At 38.8% G+C, this 20,827-nt stretch carries 16 protein-coding genes and 1 tRNA gene; 11 read left to right on the top strand and 6 right to left on the bottom strand.

Annotated elements, in window-relative coordinates; all coding sequences use genetic code 11:
* Window positions 1-216 precede the first annotated feature (216 nt).
* From ABLB98_RS04490 to ABLB98_RS04515, 6 genes are all read left to right on the top strand, one after another.
* Entirely contained in the window at window positions 217-3,507 is a 3,291-nt protein-coding gene (locus tag ABLB98_RS04490) for a LysM peptidoglycan-binding domain-containing protein (RefSeq protein WP_348882874.1), read from the top strand.
* Window positions 3,508-3,513: 6 nt separating this feature from the next.
* Window positions 3,514-5,364, top strand: a complete 1,851-nt coding sequence (locus ABLB98_RS04495) for an extracellular solute-binding protein (protein WP_348882873.1) — start codon at window positions 3,514-3,516, stop codon at window positions 5,362-5,364.
* 16 nt (window positions 5,365-5,380) lie between these two features.
* Window positions 5,381-6,451: a microcin C ABC transporter permease YejB gene (yejB, locus tag ABLB98_RS04500; RefSeq protein ID WP_087536265.1), complete on the top strand. Its 1,071-nt coding sequence runs from the start codon at window positions 5,381-5,383 to the stop codon at window positions 6,449-6,451.
* Window positions 6,451-7,461 carry an ABC transporter permease gene (locus ABLB98_RS04505; RefSeq protein WP_348882927.1) on the top strand — a complete coding sequence of 337 codons (1,011 nt, stop codon included), beginning with the start codon at window positions 6,451-6,453 and terminating at the stop codon, window positions 7,459-7,461. Before yejB ends, ABLB98_RS04505 begins: the two co-directional genes overlap by 1 nt.
* Entirely contained in the window at window positions 7,436-9,019 is a 1,584-nt protein-coding gene (locus ABLB98_RS04510; RefSeq protein WP_348882872.1) for a dipeptide ABC transporter ATP-binding protein, read from the top strand. The genes ABLB98_RS04505 and ABLB98_RS04510 overlap by 26 nt, the downstream gene beginning before the upstream one ends.
* Window positions 9,020-9,130: 111 nt before the next feature.
* Window positions 9,131-10,375: an NADH:flavin oxidoreductase/NADH oxidase family protein gene (locus tag ABLB98_RS04515; RefSeq protein WP_348882871.1), complete on the top strand. Its 1,245-nt coding sequence runs from the start codon at window positions 9,131-9,133 to the stop codon at window positions 10,373-10,375.
* Between the two features lie 23 nt (window positions 10,376-10,398).
* Here the strand turns inward: ABLB98_RS04515 and ABLB98_RS04520 are convergent, their stop codons facing one another.
* From ABLB98_RS04520 to pyrC, 4 genes are all read right to left on the bottom strand, one after another.
* Window positions 10,399-11,064 carry a glutathione S-transferase gene (locus ABLB98_RS04520; RefSeq protein ID WP_348882870.1) on the bottom strand — a complete coding sequence of 222 codons (666 nt, stop codon included), beginning with the start codon at window positions 11,062-11,064 and terminating at the stop codon, window positions 10,399-10,401.
* Window positions 11,065-11,227: 163 nt separating this feature from the next.
* A tRNA-Glu gene (locus ABLB98_RS04525) sits at window positions 11,228-11,303 on the bottom strand.
* A gap of 19 nt (window positions 11,304-11,322) precedes the next feature.
* A complete protein-coding gene (gene rnt, locus ABLB98_RS04530) occupies window positions 11,323-11,988 on the bottom strand; it encodes a ribonuclease T (RefSeq protein WP_348882869.1) in 666 nt (221 codons plus the stop codon).
* Complete coding sequence (pyrC, locus tag ABLB98_RS04535; RefSeq protein WP_034602647.1) at window positions 11,973-13,007, bottom strand: dihydroorotase; 1,035 nt, start codon at window positions 13,005-13,007, stop codon at window positions 11,973-11,975. The genes rnt and pyrC overlap by 16 nt, the downstream gene beginning before the upstream one ends.
* 163 nt (window positions 13,008-13,170) lie before the next feature.
* On the opposite strand from pyrC, the gene ABLB98_RS04540 reads away from it, so the two are divergent.
* Window positions 13,171-14,433 carry a GGDEF domain-containing protein gene (locus ABLB98_RS04540; protein ID WP_249570235.1) on the top strand — a complete coding sequence of 421 codons (1,263 nt, stop codon included), beginning with the start codon at window positions 13,171-13,173 and terminating at the stop codon, window positions 14,431-14,433.
* Between the two features lie 54 nt (window positions 14,434-14,487).
* Here ABLB98_RS04540 and ABLB98_RS04545 read toward each other — a convergent pair whose 3' ends face one another.
* Window positions 14,488-15,690, bottom strand: coding sequence for a L,D-transpeptidase (locus ABLB98_RS04545; protein WP_178882587.1), 1,203 nt, complete (start codon window positions 15,688-15,690; stop codon window positions 14,488-14,490).
* A 199-nt stretch (window positions 15,691-15,889) separates the two neighbouring features.
* Between ABLB98_RS04545 and hemE the strand changes: the two genes are divergently transcribed.
* The 4 genes from hemE (at window position 15,890) to ABLB98_RS04565 (ending at window position 20,420) form a co-directional block, all read left to right on the top strand.
* The gene (gene hemE, locus ABLB98_RS04550; RefSeq protein ID WP_348882868.1) at window positions 15,890-16,963 is read left to right on the top strand and encodes a uroporphyrinogen decarboxylase; all 1,074 of its coding nucleotides are present in this window, start codon (window positions 15,890-15,892) and stop codon (window positions 16,961-16,963) included.
* A 42-nt stretch (window positions 16,964-17,005) separates the two neighbouring features.
* Window positions 17,006-17,800 (top strand): DUF817 domain-containing protein, encoded by a 795-nt coding sequence (locus tag ABLB98_RS04555; protein WP_348882867.1) that lies wholly within the window; start codon window positions 17,006-17,008, stop codon window positions 17,798-17,800.
* Between the two features lie 189 nt (window positions 17,801-17,989).
* A complete protein-coding gene (locus ABLB98_RS04560; protein ID WP_004663119.1) occupies window positions 17,990-18,460 on the top strand; it encodes a DUF3015 family protein in 471 nt (156 codons plus the stop codon).
* 79 nt (window positions 18,461-18,539) lie between these two features.
* Window positions 18,540-20,420 carry a DUF4105 domain-containing protein gene (locus tag ABLB98_RS04565; protein ID WP_348882866.1) on the top strand — a complete coding sequence of 627 codons (1,881 nt, stop codon included), beginning with the start codon at window positions 18,540-18,542 and terminating at the stop codon, window positions 20,418-20,420.
* 36 nt (window positions 20,421-20,456) lie between these two features.
* On the opposite strand, the gene ABLB98_RS04570 is transcribed toward ABLB98_RS04565, so the two are convergent.
* The gene (locus ABLB98_RS04570; RefSeq protein ID WP_348882865.1) at window positions 20,457-20,819 is read right to left on the bottom strand and encodes a cupin domain-containing protein; all 363 of its coding nucleotides are present in this window, start codon (window positions 20,817-20,819) and stop codon (window positions 20,457-20,459) included.
* Window positions 20,820-20,827: the final 8 nt, after the last annotated feature.

Consider the following 20,827-nt stretch of genomic DNA (forward strand, 5'->3'; position numbering starts at 1 on the left):
TATTTGAATGTATATGGCTAGAGTTTAGCACTCTAGCTAGATAAGTTATATTTTAAAGCTTAATTCTGGTGTTGAGCGGTTACAAAACTCATATTTTTTAATTTCTTGTAACATTTCCATGCAAATCACGTTAAATTATTGCCTTGTCTAAGTGACATGCTTTACTACAATGGCAAATCAAAGAAATAAACTAGCGTGAGTTGACTGGAAGTTTTTATGTATAAATCGAACACATTGGTGCTGCAAACATCTGCAACATCATTATTCAAAATCACTGTACTCACTTCTGCTCTAACTGCGTTGGGAATCACGACAGGTTGTTCCTCAACACCACAATCAAACAAAGTATCATCAACTAAGCAAGTTGGTTCAGGTTATTTAGATGCAAGTAGTTTAGATTCTTTAGAAGATTTATTATCAGCTACCGATATGCGCGCTGTTGAAGGTGATCGTTTATTGGTACTGAAACACGGTGATGTGTGGAAGCGAATGACGGTTGGATTCAAAATGGATTTAAACCATTGGGATTCTCGTATTGAAGCACAACGTAGTTGGTTTATTTCTCGTCAACCATATTTAGATCGCTTAAGCGCGCGTGCCAGTCGTTATTTGTATCATACGGTTAAAGAAGCTGAACGCCGTGGTATGCCAACCGAATTGGCTTTACTTCCTGTTATTGAAAGTTCTTACGATCCAGCTGCAACCAGTAGTGCAGCAGCAGCGGGTTTATGGCAATTTATCCCAAGCACGGGGCGTATTTATGGTTTGCAGCAAACCAGTCTATATGATGGTCGCCGTGATGTGGTTGAGTCGACACGCGCTGCTTATGAGTTTTTAGGTAGTTTATATAATCAATTCGGTTCATGGGAATTGGCTTTGGCTGCTTATAACGCAGGACCGGGTCGTATTCAACAGGCGATTAACCGTAACCGTGCAGCAGGATTACCAACAGATTACTGGTCATTAAAACTTCCGCAAGAAACCATGAACTATGTTCCACGCTTCTTGGCGGTTGCTCAAATTATTAAAAATCCAAGTGCCTATGGCGTAAGTTTGCCGCCTATCGCAAACCGTCCACACTTCCGTGAAGTTGGTTTAGCTGCACCTTTGGATATGAATCAAATTGCTTCAATTACAGGCTTAAGCCGTGCGGAATTGTATGCTTTGAACCCTGCTCATCGCGGTGAAACCGTTGATCCAATGAGCCCAATGCGTATTTTAATTCCTGCAGATTTAAGTCCGTCAGTCGATGCGAAATTACGTTCTGGAAAAGTAAGTTCAGGTGGTTTCTGGGCAAGCAATAGCCAACCACCTGCAATGAATAACAATACATCTAATGTCGCTACTACCACAGTTCGAACCAATATTAACTCAGGTCAGACGATTACACCGTCAACTAAGACACCACCGCCTTTAACGGCAAGTAATACAGTAGTGACGCGCCCAACAACATCAACGCTGACTAAAACCAATACACCTCGAGGTTCTGATGCATTAGCTTCATTTGCTGCTGCTGCCGATGTGCCTAGTGCCCCGCGTATTCCTGTTGCGATTACACCAGCGGAAAATGTAAAGCCAGTTAAGATTGAGCCACCGATTTCGGTTAAAGAGCGTGAACAAATTATTGCCGCTGTAAAAGAAACCGGCGAGAAGAAAACAGTTACTCAAGTATTAGAACCACAAGCGACACAAGCAGAAAAAGACCAAGTCGTTGCTGAAATTAAAGCAATTGCACCTCAAGGTACAGAAATTGTCGATCCATTTGATGGCAAGATTAAATTAACAGCAATTCAAACTAGCCAATCTGTTGCTGATCAGAAAGGCGTTGAGGTCAGCAAGGGCTTTGCTTATCCAAAGAACTTAGTTGAAGATGCAGCGACAGCAAATAGTGAAGATGCCAAACGCAATCAAGGAAAGCCGTATATTAAAACGGATACTGATGTTGTTGTGGTTGCACCGAAAGGAAAACGTAGCACTTATGTCGTGTTACCAGGCGATACCTTGGCTTTGATTGCACAAAAAAATGGTGTCAATTGGCGTGATATCGCAACGTGGAACCAGATTGATCCGACTGGAACTTTATTTGTAGGTACAAGCCTGTATTTATATGATGCAAAACCACAGGTTGTTGAGGCTGCAAAAGTCGTTGAACGTAAACCTGAGAGTTATGTCGTACAATCAGGGGATAATCTTACCAATTTAGCAACCCGTTTTGATTTAACTTTAAAACAGTTGGCAGACTATAATAATTTATCAGTGACAGATAATTTATTTGTTGGCCAAAAACTAACGCTCAAAGAACCAAAAAACAATCCACGGAACACTCAATTAAACGCGCCACAACAGTCAGTTCGCACTGTCGAAAATAAAGCAACGACGATGCAAAAGGTAGCCACGAAATCTTATACAGTGAAGCGTGGGGAATATTTAAAACTGATTGCTGATCGTTATGCTTTATCTAATCAAGAATTGGCTGATTTAACTTCTGGTTTGACTGCAAGCAGCAATTTATTTGTTGGGCAAAAAATTAACGTACCGCTGCATGAGGTTTCAAAAACAGAAGAAACTGTCGAACCTAAAAGTGCGGTTAAATATGAAAATGTAACAGCATCAAGTAACTATAAGACAGAGTCCTATATTGTACAGCGTGGTGATACTTTATCGAGTATCGCAACAAAATCTAAAATTACATTGAGTGAATTGGCTGAACTGAATAACTTCAAAGCCAACAAAAGTGTTCGTTTAGGGCAAGTTTTAAAAGTGCCAGCAGGTTCAACGATTCCTGAGCAATATGTCGTGCAATCTGGTGATAGTCTTAATGCGATCGCAAATAAATATCAGCTTACTGTGAATTATATTGCTGATCTAAATGGTTTGGAGCGCACAGCAGGTGTTCGCGTTGGACAAAAGCTAAAACTCACAGGTGATGCACCAAGCAAAAATAATCTCAGTGCAAATAGCAAGTTAAAAGAGAAAGAGCGTGAAGAAACTGCACCAGATGTTTATACCGTAAAATCAGGTGATACTTTAAGCAACATCGCGAGTCGTTATTATTTACAACTAGATTATGTAACTGCTTTAAATGGTCTATCTCGTGGTAGTAGTGTTCGTGTTGGGCAAAAGCTAAAACTTACGGGTGATGTACCAAAAGCTGAATCAGCAAAATCTGAAAATAGTAAAAACAGTGCTAAGTCTACGCCAAGCAAGAATACTGAAAAATATACGGTGAAGGCGGGTGAATCTCTAAATAGTATTGCGAACCGTTTTGGACTGTCTGGTCGTGAATTGGCTGAGTTAAATGATTTGAAAGCGAATGCAAGTTTGCAACGTGGTCAAAGTATTTTAGTTCCTAAAACAGTGACTGAATACAAAGTAAAACGTGGTGATACTTTGATTGGTCTAGCAAGTAAATATGGTATGGACACCAGTGCACTTGCGGAAATGAATGATTTCACTCCAAGTACACAACTACGTATTGGCGATGTGATTAAAGTTCCAAATCTGTAATTAGGAATGAATCAATTTGTTTTAGTTAAAAGGCTTAGTCTATTCTGTGGGCTAAGCCTTTTTGCTCAGTTCGTATGTGCCACCATGCAGACGACACCTTATTTAGCCATGCATGTTCAACCCAAATATGCAAAGTTAAATGCGATGCCTTATGCCAATCCGAATGCACCTAAAGGGGGAATGCTCAGTCAATCTAGTTTAGGTACATTCGATAATTTAAATAGCATGAATGGCAAAGGGAGTTCTACGGAAGGTGTAAATTATCTTTTTGATAGTTTGATGGATCGCGCTTTAGATGAGCCACGCGTCATGTACCCATTATTAGCTGAGAAAGTGAGTTACGATCCTGATCATCTTAAAGATGTGATCTTTCATTTAAACCCTCAAGCCCGTTTTAACAATGGTCAGCCCTTGACCGCAGAAGATGTTAAATTCACCTTTGACACTTACCAAACCAAAGCCAATTTAGGCTTTCAAATGTATTTGTCTGATTTAGCAAAAACAGAAGTGATTTCTAAGCATCAGGTCAAATTTATTTTTAAGTCCAAGAATAATGTGGAAATGCCACTGATTTTGGCGAGTCTACCGATCTACTCAAAATTGGATTGGAAAAATAAAGATTTTACACGTGTGACATTGCAACCGATTGTAGGTTCAGGGCCTTATATTGTTGAGCGAATTGATGCAGGGCGGAGTATCACTTATAAACGCAGTCCAAACTATTGGGCCAAGGATTTGCCAGTCAATAAAGGGCGTTATAATTTTGATCGACTCAAATATGTGTATTATCGAAATTTAGATGTTAGTTTTGAGGGTTTTAAATCTCGCCAATTTAATTTATATGAAGAAAAAAATATTCGTAATTGGATGACAGCTTATCATTTTCCCGCCGTGCAAGCAGGTCAGATCAAAAAATACAAAGCACGTTTGGGGACACCGCTCGATATTCAAAGCTTGGTATTTAATATTCGTCGTTCACCACTGAATGATATTCATCTTCGTAAAGCACTTACGTATGCTTATGATTTTGAATGGCAAAATAAAGCTTTATTCTTTAATCAAAATCAGCGTTTACAAAGCTATTTCGATAATACTGATCTGGCTGCAACAGGTCGACCCAGCGCCGCAGAATTAAAAGTCTTGAAACCTTTCTTCGCTCAACTAAATCCAGTCATACGACAAGGTGTGTTAGCAGATTGGCATTATCCTGTTTCTGATGGTAGTGGTTTCAATCGGCAGAATTTATTGGTTGCACAACAGATTTTAAAAGATGCTGGCTATGTGATTCGTCGTAATCAATTATATGATCGGCAGGGTAAAGCGGTTCGTATTGAATTATTAATGCAGCAAGAAAACCCACAACGTGAGTTGATGCCTTTTGTGCGTAATTTGAATCGTTTGGGAATCCAAGTTAACCTCAGACAGGTGGATGTTCCGCAATATGTGGAGCGAATCCGTCATCAGGATTTCGATATGATGATGTTGAAATTGCCACAGACATTGACACCCGGTAAAGAGCAAGCACAGTTTTGGGGGAGTGCTGCTGCGGATGAAGCAGGAAATTATAACTATTCAGGGATAAAGAACCCTGCAATTGATCAAATGATTAACAAAATTGTCGCCGCAAAAACCCGAGAAGAAGTCGTCTTGTATACTCATGTCCTCGATCGTTTATTGCGTGCAGGGTATTATCAAATTCTGACCTATGGTAAACCTGAGCGATGGTTTGCTTATTGGGATATGTATCAGCAACCGAAAATAAAACCGAAACTTTCTGTAGGATGGGAATATTGGTGGGTGGATCGTGTAAAAGCTAATAAACTCGATCAACCAATACGAAAATCTGACTTAAAATAATGAAGGATCTTATGAGATGGTTCACTATATTCTGAAAAGAATGTTATTGATGATCCCGACATTATATTTCATTGTGTTGATTAACTTTATTATTGTCCAAATTGCGCCAGGTGGACCTGTCGAACAAGCCATCCAACAGATACAAAATGCACAGGGTTTAGGTACAGGAGCAAGCGCTTCATCTAGCCTAAGTAACTTGGCGCAATATCAGGGCGCACGTGGGCTCAGTCCTGAAATGATTGATAAAATTAAAGCACAATATGGTTTTGATCGTCCTGCACATGAGCGTTTCTGGTTGATGATCAAAGGCTATTTAACATTTGATTTTGGTATAAGCTTTTTTAAAGATAAACCTGTTACGCAATTGCTTTATGAAAAACTGCCTGTCACTTTGTCTCTAGGCTTGTGGAGTACCTTTCTGATTTATCTGATTGCGATTCCATTGGGCATCAAGAAAGCCAAAAATAATGGTTTGCTGTTTGATCAATCGACTTCGTTGTTGCTGGCGGTGAGTTATGCCATTCCATCTTTTGTTTTTGCGATTCTGCTCATCGTTTTTTTTGCAGGTGGGAGTTATCTACAGTGGTTTCCATTACAAGGACTAGTTTCTGAAAACTTTAATCAGTTAAGTTTTTTCGCCAAAATAAAAGACTATCTATGGCACATGAGTTTACCCATTTTAAGTATGGTATTAGGGAGTTTTGCTGCACGAACCTATCTGACCAAATATTCCTTTGTAGAAGAATTAAAGAAACCGTATGTTCTGACGGCACGATCAAAAGGTTTAAATGACAATCAGGTACTTTATGGGCATGTTTTTCGTAATGCCATTTTAGTGGTGGTTGCAGCTTTGCCCGAAGCATTGGTGGGTATTTTCTTCGTCGGTAACTTATTTATCGAGATCATTTTTAATCTCGATGGGATTGGCTTGTTGGGTTTTGAAGCAATCACCCAACGTGATTATCCTGTAATTTTTGGAACTTTGTTCTTATTTACCTTATTTGGAATGATTTTACGTTTAATTGGTGATTTGCTTTACCAAATGATTGATCCTCGGATTGATTTTGAAGCGAGGGGTGGAAAATGATGTCACCTCTGATGCGCGCACGATTTCACCGTTTTAGACAAAATAAATTGGGTATTCGTTGTCTCATTCTATTTTCAATCATTTTTATTTTGTCATTATTTGCTGAGATTATTGCTAACGATAAACCTTTGTTGGTTCGTTATCAGCAGTCTTTTTATTTTCCTATTTTTAAAGACTATCCAGAAACCACGTTCGGTGGTGTCTTTGAAACGGCGACAGATTATCAAGACCCTGCGGTAAAACAACTAATTCAAAATCAAGGCTGGATGATTTCTCCACCCGTTGCATTTTCTTATCAGTCACCAAATCTTTCGCTTACTGTACCAGTTCCCTCCAAACCGAGTTCACAAAACTGGCTTGGAACGGATGATCAGGGACGAGATGTATTCGCTCGTATTCTCTACGGTTTACGTGTTTCTCTCCTATTTGGCTTTGCTCTGACACTTTGTTCCGCCGTGATTGGTGTTATTGTCGGTGCAATTCAGGGCTATTACGGTGGTTGGATCGATTTAATTGGGCAACGTGTCTTAGAAGTATGGGGTGGTTTACCTATGCTTTTTATCGTCATGATTTTGGTCAGTATGTTTAGCCCTAGTGTCTATTGGTTGTTTTTGATCATGTTGTTGTTTGGTTGGACAGAATTAGTGGGTTTAGTCAGAGCAGAGTTTTTGCGTGCCCGAAATTTTGATTATGTTCGTGCGGCTCAAGCCTTGGGTGTTCGTGATCATCAAATTATTTTTAAGCATATTTTACCCAATGCCATGAGTTCTAGCTTGTCGCAAATCCCTTTTATGTTGACCGCCAATATTATCGCTTTAACTGCATTAGATTTTTTGGGTTATGGTTTACCACCAGATGCTGCTTCACTTGGGGAGCTATTATTACAGGGTAAAAATAATCTGGATGCGCCGTGGCTGGTATTATCAGGTTTCTTTACTTTAGCGATTGTATTGTCTTTGCTGATTTATATTGGGGAGGCGGCACGTGACGTATTTGACCCAAGAGGTTAAGCCGTTGTTAAAAGTGCAGCAGCTTTGCATTGCCAATGAAACAGGGCAGACCTTGCTGGATGATTTAAATTTTGAGTTATATCCAGCTCAGACTTTGGCAATGGTGGGCGAAAGTGGTTCGGGTAAATCTATCAGTGCTTTGGCATTGTTGGGATTATTGCCTGAAACATTGAGCGTGAATGGCAAAGTTGAATTAGAAAATATTGATCTATTAAAACTCAGTCAGCCACAATTACAACAGCTTCGTGGTAAACGAATCGCCATGATTTTTCAGGAACCCATGACTGCGCTCAATCCATTGCACAAGGTGGAAAAGATCGTTGGCGAAAGTTTAGTGTTGCAAGGTCTGTCCGAAGCAGAAGCGCAGCAAAAAGTGATTAGTTTGCTACATGATGTGGGCAATGAGGATGCTCAGCAGATTTTAAAATGCTATCCGCATCAGCTTTCGGGTGGGCAACGGCAACGTGTCATGATTGCAATGGCACTGGCTTTAGAACCAGAGATTTTAATTGCCGATGAACCAACCACTGCGCTAGATGTGATGTTGCAGACACAGATTTTAGATTTGCTTAAAAAGCTGCAACAGCAACGTAACATGGCGATGATTTTGATTAGCCATGATCTCAATCTGGTTAAACGTTATGCCGAGCAGGTATTGGTTTTGAATCAAGGTAAAGTTGAAGAGCAAGGTACAATTTCTGAAATTTTTGACCATCCAAAAACTGAATATACAGAAAATCTATTGAACCATAATTTTGGGCAAGCTTTGGTATTGGAACCAGCAGAAACCTTATTAAGGCTTGAAAATGTCACTGTTAAATATCCAATTAAACACGGCTTATTCAACCAAGTTAAACATTATAAAGTGGCAGCCGAAGCGATTGATTTGAGCTTAATGCAGGGGGAGGCTTTAGGCATTGTGGGGGAAAGTGGTTCGGGAAAATCTTCTTTAGCTTTGGCAATCGCACGTCTGATCGCCAGTGAGGGAGACATTATTTTTCAGGGCAACGATTTAAATCAATTGAATCAAAAACAACTTAGACCTTTACGAAGTGATTTTCAGATCGTATTTCAAGACCCTTTGAGCAGCTTAAATCCACGTATGACAGTTGAACAGATCATTGGGGAGGGCTTAAAGCTTAGATCAATTTCCAAAGCACTGATCACAACTAAAATTGAAGAGGTACTGAGTAAAGTTGAATTATCAATAGATTCTAAGTATCAATATCCACATCAACTGTCTGGGGGGCAACGGCAAAGAGTCGCATTGGCAAGAGCTTTGGTGTTGCAGCCCAAACTCATTATATTGGATGAACCCACTTCTGCACTGGATCGCAGTACACAGCGTGCCATGATTCAATTGTTACGCCGATTACAGCAACAGGAGCAGATTAGTTATTTATTTATCAGTCATGACTTGCAAGTCATTAAAGCCTTGTGCCAAAAAGTCATGGTGATGCATCATGCGAAAGTATTGGAATATCAAGCAACAGCACTTTTATTTAGTCAGCCTCAAACAGCGTATACCCGTCAATTGATTGCCGCGAGCGAATATTAGCATTGAAATTAAATTGACATATGATATTGTCAGTTTATCGGAAGAACGCTTGACAGTTACAACAATCAGATTAAATTAGATTAAATACTCTAATTGAGACAGAGGATGACCATGAGTCAGATTGCAGACAGTATTCAAATTCGTAATACCACATTTAAAAACCGCATTATAAAAGGGGCAATGAGTGAAGCACTTGCTAATCACGAAGGGCAGCCAAATGAATTGCACATAGGCTTGTATGAGGCATGGGCAAAAGGTGGTTTAGGTTGTGCGATTACAGGCAATGTGATGGTCAATATTGCTGCCAAAAATGAGCCTGGCGTGGTTGCGATTGAAACTGAACGTGACTTAGCAAAATTAAAGCAATGGGCTGATGTTGGTAAAAAATATGGCATGGTGCAATTGATTCAATTGTCTCACCCTGGTCGCCAATGTCCAAAAGGTTTGAATAAAGAAACTGTTGCGCCATCGGCAGTTCCTTTTAGTCCAATGCTTGCAGCAATGTTTGGAACTCCTCGAGAACTTAAACATGAAGAAATCTTAGATATTATTCAACGTTTTGCAACAGCCGCAGCAGTGTGTGAAAAAGCAGGATTTGAAGGTGTGCAGCTCCATGGTGCACATGGTTATCTGATTAGCCAGTTTCTATCTCCATTAACCAATAAACGTACCGATCAATGGGGTGGTTCGATTGAGAATCGTATGCGTTTCTTGGTGGAAATTTATAAGGCTGTACGCGCAGCAACATCAGAAAACTTTATTATTTCTGTGAAACTTAATTCAGCTGATTTCCAACGTGGTGGAATCACAGAAGAAGATGTCATTACTGTATTCAAAACCATTGATGAAGCTGGTATTGATATTATCGAAATCTCAGGTGGTACCTATGAAGTACCTGCAATGGCAGGTGCTAAAGCTGAATCACGTAAAGCCAGTACCATTGCACGAGAAGCGTATTTCTTAGAATTTGCTGAAAAAATTCGTCAGCATGTGGCATGCAAATTGATGGTAACGGGTGGTTTCCGTACAGTAGCAGGAATGAATGCAGCGCTTCAAAGTGGTGCATGTGATTTTATTGGTATTGCTCGACCACTTGCAGTGGAAACGGATCTTACTGATCGTTTAATTGCAGGCAATGATGTACGTTATGCCGTGAATCAAATTAAAACAGGGATTCCTTTTGTCGATAAAATGGCAATCATGGAAATTATTTGGTATGCGGCACAATTTAAAGCGATTGGACAGGGTAAAAAACCAAATCCTAAATTGTCACCTTTAATTGTGTTTTTAAATTATGCAAAAGGCAATATTAAGGCTGTTGTTAAAGGTCGAGTGAATTCGCGTAAATCGGCATAACTGAATTACCACGCCATCGTCCATTAAGATTGAAACGTAGAAGCAGACCATTGTCCTTTGATTAAAGATTTTTTAAAGGCGGGTCTGTTTTCTATTTGAGCTAAATAACGCTGTATATGTTTACATTGATGGTTGTTTTGTGCGCAAGCCAATAATGGAAACCACATCAAAATATCTGCAACCGTAAATTGATCCCCAGCAAACCATAAATGATCTTTTAAATACTTATCAATCACGGTCATTTGTTGCTGTAACGATGGATTTAAATAGCCTTGATCAAATCCATATTTTAAAAATTTTGAAACGAAGCGAATAGGAAATGGTGTACGTTGTACAATTTGGTGAAAAATTTGTTTGAGTAATAGGTCTGGAATAAATGTGGCTTCACAATAATTTTTCCAATAATAAAAACTTTGAAGTTGTGATCCTAATAATTTACTTTGCCCTAATTGGGGATATAGATAAGACAAGTAATCAATAATCGCTGAAGTTTCGGCTAAGATAAAAATTTGTTCTTGATTTATTATTTCAACGGTAGGAAATTTCGATAATTGATGCGGTGAATTTTTCTTTTGATCTGTGTTTGAATGGTGGTTGATGACTAACTCGTAGGGAAGTCCTAATTCTTCTAAAAACCAAACGATGCGCTGAGAACGTGAATTTTGTAAGTGGAATAAACGGATTTGCATATTAGGTTTAAATTTATGGTTTGGATCTATTTTTAGTATAGGGTAGAAAATATGCTAAGAATAATAAAATAGATTTTTCAAAATAATTATTTTGTAGCAGCTCTATTTATAAAGAACCAATAAAAAAGCCACTGTCTTAAAGATGCAGTGGCTTTTTAGTATTTGGCGTCCCTACGGGGATTCGAACCCCGGTTACCGCCGTGAAAGGGCGATGTCCTAGGCCTCTAGACGATAGGGACTTCTTGAGGTGGATGTATATTAGGGTTCTGTCACCAAAGTGTCAAGAAGATGGGGAGACAGTTTGTTCAAAATATAACAAAACAGTTCAGCCGTCTTTTGAGTGTCGTATAGGGCGGAATGCGCCTCCTTGCCATCAAACTCGATTCCTGCCTGAATACACGCTCGCGCCAAGACAGTTTGACCAAACATGACTGCACTGAGAGTGACTGTATCAAACACGGAGAAGCTATGAAAAGGATTCTGGTTCTTTGTGCCAGAACGATTAATAGCAGCTTGTAAAAAACCTAAATCAAAGTGGGCATTATGTCCCACTAAAACCGCATGAGTACAGTGTTGTGCCTTGCGAACCTCATTTAGGGACTTGAAAATACGTTTCAATGCACTGCGTTCATCTTCCGCCATTGCTACACGCATAGGGTTAAATGGATCAATCCCAATAAAATCTAAAGAGCGGCGGTCAAGGTTCGCTCCCTCAAAAGGATTGATATGGGCATGAAATGATGGTCCAGGAATAAATTGCCCTTGTTCATCATAGATAATCGGGATACAAGCAATTTCAAGTAATGCGTCAGTCTGGGAATTAAAACCTGCTGTTTCAACATCAACAACAACAGGTAAGAATCCACGAAAACGCTGACCAATAACAGGAGCTTTGTTTTCTTCTTGTGTCACACTTTTCTCCATTGCAGTGTTTTACCTGCATGAAGTGGAATGATTTTTTGATCTTCTAGATAATCAAAAGATTCAGCAACCGTATTTTCTTCTTTCACTAAAGTGATAGTTGAAGTATTACGCGGTAAGCCATAGAAGTCAGCACCGAACATACTTGCGAAACCTTCTAAACGTTCTAACTTACCCACTTGATCAAAGGCTTGTGCATAAAGTTCAATTGCATTTGGTGCACTATAGCAACCCGCACATCCACATGCATTCTCTTTAGCATTCTGAGCATGTGGTGCACTGTCAGTACCCAAGAAGAATTTTGGATTACCACTAGTTGCAACTTCTAATAATGTGGTTTGATGCGTTTGACGCTTTAAAATTGGCAAACAATAGAAGTGAGGTTTCACACCACCGACCAACATATCATTACGGTTAAAGAGCAAGTGTTGCGGTGTAATCGTTGCGGCAACATTACGATCTTGTTCAAGTACAAAATTTGCAGCATCACTTGTCGTAATATGTTCTAACACAACTTTTAATTTTGGGAACTGCTTTAATAAAGGCGATAAAATTTCGTCAAGGAAGCGTTTTTCACGATCAAAAATATCGACATGATTGTGAGTAACTTCGCCATGTAACAACAACGGAACTTGGTGTTCTTCAAGTTGTTCAATCACGGCATAGACTTTACGAATATCGCTAACGCCATTATCCGAATTTGTCGTTGCGCCAGCGGGGTAGAGTTTGATCGCATTTACATATTCAGATTCTTTGATTTTAAGAACTTCTTGAGGTGAAGTGAAATCTGTAAAATAAAGAACCATACGCGGATCAAAATGTAGTCCTTCTGGAACATGAGCGAGAATACGATCTCGATATGCCAAAGCTTCTTCTACAGTTTTGACTGGTGGAACTAAGTTCGGCATACAGATCGCGCGTGCAAATTGTTTCGCAAGATCTGGAACAGTACGTTTTAAAGCTAATCCATCACGCAAGTGAGCGTGCCAATCATCTGGCTGTAAAAGTGTAATCGTATTCAAGGTGTACTTCAGGCTTAAAAAATAATATAAATAATAATGCATATAGTGCGAAAATGGTAACTACAATTATGGATAAGTAGTTACGCAAAGCGCATGAAAATATGAGAAATTGTGTTATTTTTATGCTGGATAAGAATACAGCATTATAAGAAGAGTGAGAGGGATGGAAAATCAATATGATATTAAGCAGTTATGTAAAGAAAAAGAAGATCTAGAACAGTTAGTCATTGCACATTCTAGAACCAAGAAAACACAAAAAAATTTGCCTACCCAACTCGAAAATGAGTTTTGGCAATTTAATATTGATCGAACTAGAATCAATGCGATTCAGTTCTTTGGTCAAGGGGTAATTACATATGCGATTTTTGTACTTTTGATTTTACCGTCGAATTTGTTGGTCATTCGAGCAAGCACCCATTTCATTTTAGATTTTGTATATAGCATTTTAAGCTTGGTTGTTGTCGCGGCAGCACTATTTTTATTTTGGGCATTTTCTCGTTTTAGACGGCTTAACCCATTATTTTATCCTGCAACCTGTGTGATTGTATTTTGTACAATTGTCATTCCCTCATTGTTAATGATGAGTATTTCTAATCTGGTGCTACAAAACCAGTCGATGGTGTTGATTGCATTCTTATATATGCTGGGTTTTATTTTGAGTGGGCTTAAACCCAAACATATGTTATGGATTGGTTCTTCAGCAGCAATTGTGATCTTATTGTCTTTATACTTTCTCAAAGTACCCTGTGATTTTTTAATGCTAGGGCGTACGTTTATAGGAAGTCTATTGTTGGGTTTTTCGATTAGTGTAATGCTCACCTCTAAGGACAGAAAATTATTTCTAAAAACTAAAATATCTGAAATTGATGAGAGAATTCTACGCTTACAAGCATCTGAACTTTTACATTTAAGCCAACATGACGAGTTAACAAAAGTTTCGAATAGACGTACATTTGAAGAAATGTTTAGTTATTACTATGAACTCGCATGTAAAGAAAGTAAGGCCATGTCCGTATTATTTATAGATATTGATTATTTTAAAAATTATAACGATTTTTATGGTCATCAGATGGGGGATCAAGTTATTTCCGCGATTGCGAAAATGATTAAAAGCTCAATTCGGCACATGGATTTCATTGCACGTTATGGGGGCGAGGAATTTGTGGTGCTTTTACCAGAAACATCTGCTCAAGGTGCATATGCTGTAGCAACCAATATTTATCGAGCGATTGATCGGCAGATGATTCAACATGAAAAATCACTAGTTTCTAATCATGTGACCATTAGTTTGGGTATTACGGTGTTTAATGGAAACCCTAAAATTAGTCAAGATTCGGTGATTCATACTGCGGATAAAGCGCTATATAGAGCGAAACAACTTGGACGTAATCAGATTTACTATCAACCACTTCCCAGTGTTGAGTAAAGAATAAAAAACCGAATACCACAAGTATCCGGTTTTTTTATTGAACAATCTAAATTATTCGAGGAATTTAACGGTAACGCCAGAGCGTACTTTTCCACCGAGGTCATTCGCATCCCAGTTGGTTAAGCGAATACAACCATGTGATGCAGTCTTAGAGATCAAAGATGGATTAGGCGTTCCATGAATCCCAAAAGATCGTTTACTTAAACCAATCCAAATATTACCGACTGGTGCATTTGGACCTGGTGGTAGCATTAAAGGTTTTAAGTTATTGCCTTGAACGAAATTTGAAGGTGAATAACTGTAGGGTGGATTTTTAGACACCCCTACAACCTTATACGTACCTGTTGGAGATGGTGTATCAGAACTGCCAATTGTCGCAGGAAATGACGCGATCATTTGATTGCGACTATTGAATAAATAAAGTTGACGGGCGCCTTTATGTGCCACAATTAAATGAATATCTTCTGGCAAATCATTGCGAACATTCGCAACAATGATTTTTTCACCTGCTTTCTTAAAGGTTGCAGTTGGATTTAATTTTTTGAGGAAACCTTCATCCATATGAAACTTTTCGCCCAACATCTCTGTTACACGCGTGTAGTACAAACCTTTCATTTTTGCTTGTAATGCATAGTCAGAAGGGATTGAATTTGCGTAAGGACCTTTTAAATCTGCATCCGTAATCGTGTATTCAACATAAGTTGGTTTAGTTTGTTGAGCGACTAAAGCATCCCAAGTTTCTTTAGTCAATTGACCTGTTGGTGTAAGGCCATTCATTTGTTGAAATGAAGCAATTGCTTTTAGTGTATTTTTACCATTTGAGCCATCAATTGCGCCTGGTGAGGCGTGAGCATTATTCAACATCACATGCGCACGTGCATATACAGGAAATTGACCTTTACCAATATTTTCATACCAGTCAGCTGTATTCAAACTGTCTAAAGTCCATGAAACTTTGACAGCTGGTGCTGTTGTAGTCGTGGTATCGGGTGCATTTTCTAGTTTTTGAGACACTGCCGAAGCAGCTCCCGTATTGACTTGTGGCTCAGAAGCAGCTTGAACAGCAACACTTGATGCGGATTGAGCCATTACACTCGATGCAGCAGAACGCTCGATAGATAATGGATCAATAGGATCTTGAACTGGAGCTGAAATTTTTTTTGGATTTAATGGTTGCTCAGTTGTTGGGGCAGCAAAAGCAACATTAGCAAGAATACAACTTAAACTCATAGCGAGTAATGAGCGAACAAACATGTAATTCAACCTTAAGAATTATTCATATTGAGATATAAGATATTGCAAGTATTACAGAAAATAGAACAGCTTGCAGTAGCAGTTTTGTGTCCAAGTAAAAAAATAGTTGAAGTCTGATTTGTTGTATGGGTTTTCAATTATAAATTCGAGGTTAACTTTGTTATGATGCACTCAACATGAAAAAATTTAGAGATTGGTAATGACAACGTTGAAAAATGATCGTTTTTTACGAGCTTTATTACGTGAACCTGTAGACACCACGCCCGTTTGGATGATGCGTCAAGCAGGGCGTTATTTACCAGAATATCGTGAAACTCGTGCTCAGGCAGGCGATTTCTTATCTCTATGTAAAAATACTGAATTTGCCTGCGAGGTAACATTACAACCGTTACGCCGCTATGAGCTTGATGCTGCGATTTTATTTTCCGATATTTTGACTATACCTGATGCTTTAGGTCTAGGTTTGTATTTTGAAACAGGTGAAGGACCAAAGTTTCATAAAACAGTGCGCACTGAACAAGATGTAGCGAATTTACCTAAACTAAATTCTAAATCAGATCTCGCTTATGTCATGAATGCAGTTTCAGCGATTCGATCTGCTTTAAATGGACAAGTGCCGCTGATTGGTTTTTCGGGCAGCCCTTGGACCTTAGCAACCTATATGGTTGAAGGTGGTTCAAGTAAAGAATTCCGCTTCATTAAGAATATGATGTATGCACAGCCAGAAATACTACATGCTTTACTTGATCATCTTGCTGATTCAGTGATTGATTATCTGAATGCTCAAATTGATGCAGGCGCTCAAGCGATTCAAATTTTTGATAGCTGGGGTGGTGCGCTAGCGCATAGAGAATATATCGAATTCTCACTGAACTATATGACCAAGATTATTGCAGGATTACAACGTGAAAAGGATGGTCAACGTATTCCGATTATTGTGTTCACCAAAGGTGGCGGTCAGTGGTTGGAGACAATGTTGACCACAGGCGCTGATGCGTTTGGCCTAGATTGGACTACACCGCTTTATAATGCACGTGATGTGGTCGCAGGGCGTGCTGCTTTACAAGGGAATTTAGATCCTGCTGTGCTTTATGGTTCAGCTGCTTCAATTGAAAAATCTGTGAAAGCGATGTTGGATGATGCGTATGCCAATGGTGAAAAAACAGGGTATATCGCAAACTTAGGTCATGGTATTACCCAATGGGTCGATCCAGCACAGCCTAAGATTTTTGTAGATACTGTTCATGAATACAGTACTAAATATTTAGGTTGATATTTTTAATCATTTCAAAGTAAACGCGCTAGGATCAGTTTTGTGCAGTTGATTGTATTACCGCTCAACTTTATCTTTAAGGCAGCTTCGGCTGCCTTATTTGGGTTGTTGCTTTTGATTGCATTTGCAGTCACCGCACCGATGGGAAGTCATGAACATTGGGGATTTTTTCGTTACGATTATTTGTTGTTTTATGCACTGATTATTCAAGCCTGTCTGATTTATTTAAAGCTCGAATCGTGGGCAGAAGCGAAAGTGATTGCTTTATTCCATCTCATGGCGATGGGAATGGAAATATTTTTGACCCATCCAGCGATTGCCTCATGGCAATATCCTCAACCAGCTATATTTAAATTACTGACTGTGCCATTGTTTGCAGGGTTTATGTATTCAGCAGTGGGTAGTTTTTTTGCTCGGTCTTTGCGACTATATAATGTTTCATTCGAGAATTTGCCGAATTTTGGCAATATGCTGTGTTTAGCAGTGTTGTCTTACCTTAATTTTATGACCAAGTTTTTTATTCCTGACTATCGAATGGTTTTATTTGTTTGGAGTATTATTATTTTTTGGAAGACCAAACTTTATTTTCAATTACAACAGCATCAGTTTAAAGTTCCGATGTTACCTGTACTATTGGTGCTTGCATTCTTGATTTGGATTGCAGAAAACATTAGTACATTTTATAAAATCTGGTTATATCCGAGTCAACTTGATGCTTGGCATATGGTGGGTTGGGGCAAGTTAGGTTCGTGGTATTTATTATTACTTTTAAGTTTAGTTTTGGTTTTAAAAATATTAGGTGTACGGGATAAAAATGGATCTTGGCGATTGCGTTAAAAGACTTTAGTCGTGCAAAAGGAGCTTTTATTGAGCTCCTTTTTGTTATGAATATTTCATATATATTTCAAAATTTATTTGCTAAAAAAGTTTAACCTCGTTATGTTAATCCTTGTGTAAGAACAATTACACAGCACAATAGTGATGATAACAAATAGTTAAAAATAATTGAGACTGGAGACATTTCTTATGTTAAAAAAAATTGCATTAGCAGCTTTGCTAGCAGCTGGCTCAAGTGTTGCAATGGCTGATAATGATGTTGGTTGCGGTGCTGGTACACAAATTTGGGCAGGTCAAAAAGGTATTGCACCTAAAATCCTTGCAGCAACAACCAATGGAATTTTTACGAACCAATTATTAGGGATTACATTCGGTACTTTAGGATGCCGTCAAGGTGGTACAGTAACGGCTCAAGTTGTGACATTTACCAATGAAAATGCAGAGTCTTTAGCGCGTGATATGGCGGTTGGTCAAGGCGAAAGTTTAAATGTACTTGCTGAATTAATGCAAATTAAAGCCAACGACAAAGCACGCTTCTTTGCTGTGTCTAAAGCAAACTTTGCTGAAATTTATTCAAGCAAAAATACAAACTCACTTCAAGTCTTAGATGCTTTACAAAGCGTGATGGCAAAAGACGCAGTGCTTAAAGCATACGTTTAATTTGTTGCATGATAAAACCCTGTCCTAATGGCAGGGTTTTCTTATACCTATTCTGATTATTTAAAAAAATTGCGATTGAATGAAATTAGCTACTTTTGTATTTACGTCTTTGATATGTCATTTTACATATGCCTCGGTTGAATCTGATTTACAAAAGTATTTAGACCTTGCTCAACAAAAACAATTAGATCAGCAAACTACATGGCAACGTTTGATGTATGTCGATCAAAAACAAAATAGTGAAGTTACTTATGGTGGTTATTTTTATGCCAAAGATGGAAAAACAAATTTAAATAGCGAATTACAAGCAGATATTGAAGCCTTATTTCGTGAAGCCCCAGATAACCAATCCATTCGTTGTAAGTTTCCTGCACGTAGCCGTTGGTTGATGCAGCAACTCAATATTGATGTACAACAACTTCCAAAAGTAAATTGCGTTGAATTTGACGATTGGATCAATCAAATCAAGCCGCATAAAGCCACTTTGATTTATGCCACTGACTTTATGGGCAATCCGAGTTCGATGTTTGGGCATACTTTGCTGCGTTTAGATCCTAAAGATCAGAAACAACTCAATTTGGTTTCCTATGCAGTAAATTATGCGGCCACAGTGAAAGGTGATGATAACTGGTCTTATGCATGGAAAGGCTTAACAGGACAGTATCCTGGTGAATATTCACTAATGCCGTATTATCGTAAAGTAAAAGAGTATGGTGATTTTGAAAGCCGTGATCTATGGGAATATGAGCTCAATTTAACGCCTGAAGAAACTCGTTTTTTGGTTGAACATATTTGGGAAATGCAGCATGTGAGTTTTCCCTATTATTTCGTCAGTGATAATTGTGCTTATCGTTTATTAGGTCTAATTGATTTAGTACGTCCCGATTTAAACCTAAAACAGCAGTTTAGTTACGCTGCAATTCCAATCGAAACCTTAAAGGCTGTTGATCAGCAAGCTTTAGTTAAAGAAGTGGTCTATCGCCCTGCATTGGAAACTCAACTACTTTCGCAAGCCAAACAACATGGTACAGATTTGGCTAAAGTTGCCCATCAAATTGCTTTTATTGAAACTGATCAAGTTCAATCCATGCTAAAAACATATAGTCAGCAAGATCAGGCCAAGATTTTAGAAATGGCTTACGATGATTTATACCTACAATATATCAGCCGTCAAGTTGATGCCAATATTGCTCAGCCAAAATTAAGGCAGCTTCTTGCTGAAAGAAGTCAAATTCAAGTTGAAAAGCAACGTCAACAACCAGAGCACCCTAAAAAACAGCCTGTAGAAGGGCATCATGCACGTAATTTGTCAGTGAATGTGGGTGAGGTGCAAGGACAAAAGTTCGTGGAGCTGGGTCATCGTCAGGCCTATCACGATTTGATTGATCCACAAGGGGGTTATCGCACAGGCACACAATTACTGTTTTTAGATGGTAGTCTGCAATATCGTGATGACAAGCTCAAGCTCGAACATTTAGATCTATTATCGGTGAATTCTTATAATCCAGTTCAACCTTTTAAATCGCCGTTAACTTGGGGATTTAATCTAGGTTGGAAACAGGAAGCAATTGAAAATGGGAAGTTCAGTGAAGATGTGCAACATGGCGTGATGAACCTAAATATGCAAGTTGGTTATAGCGTGGCAGATTATGATCGTCGACATCTGTGTTATGCCCAACTACAAAGCCATATTCAAGGTGGAAAAAAATTAGATAAAGGTTGGCGCGTTGGAGCTGGGCCGACTGTAGGGTGTATGAACGTATGGTCTGATAATATTAATAGTGTGGTACAAGTTGAACTGCCGTATTGGCAAGATCAGAACCAGTGGAATTTAAGAGTCGGTACACAGCTACAATATAGTCTGAATACAAATCATGCTCTGCGTCTGAATTGGGATTTTGAACAACAAGATCATAAAGACTGGAATAAAGTAGGTTTAGGCTATGTTCTGTTTTTTTAGATAAGATATCACTAGGATCATGCCAATTTCCAGTATCTAGACTTCAACGATGACGTAGTATTTTTTAACCGCTTCAATGACTTCAAATGTACCGACAAATGAGGGTGGGATAATCCCTGCATTTCCAGCAGTCACTTCAATAAAAGAATTGGTTTTTGCATCGTGGATACGAACAATACCTTCAATGATTTGAAAAAATTCTTGTTTATTGTCAGCGAATTGAATATTCCAAGCACCAATTTCACATTTCCAAATACCGCAGTCCATATGTGGATGTTCGTATAAGCTATAGGTGAGACGTTCAGGATTACCTCGAACCAGACGATCGGGACGAGGGTAATCAATAGTTGCTTCATTTACGATTAAATCGCCGAAACCTGCTAACTGAACTGATGACATTCTGGATT

Origin of the sequence: Acinetobacter yuyunsongii, assembly GCF_041021915.1 — a bacterium.
Taxonomy (GTDB): domain Bacteria; phylum Pseudomonadota; class Gammaproteobacteria; order Pseudomonadales; family Moraxellaceae; genus Acinetobacter.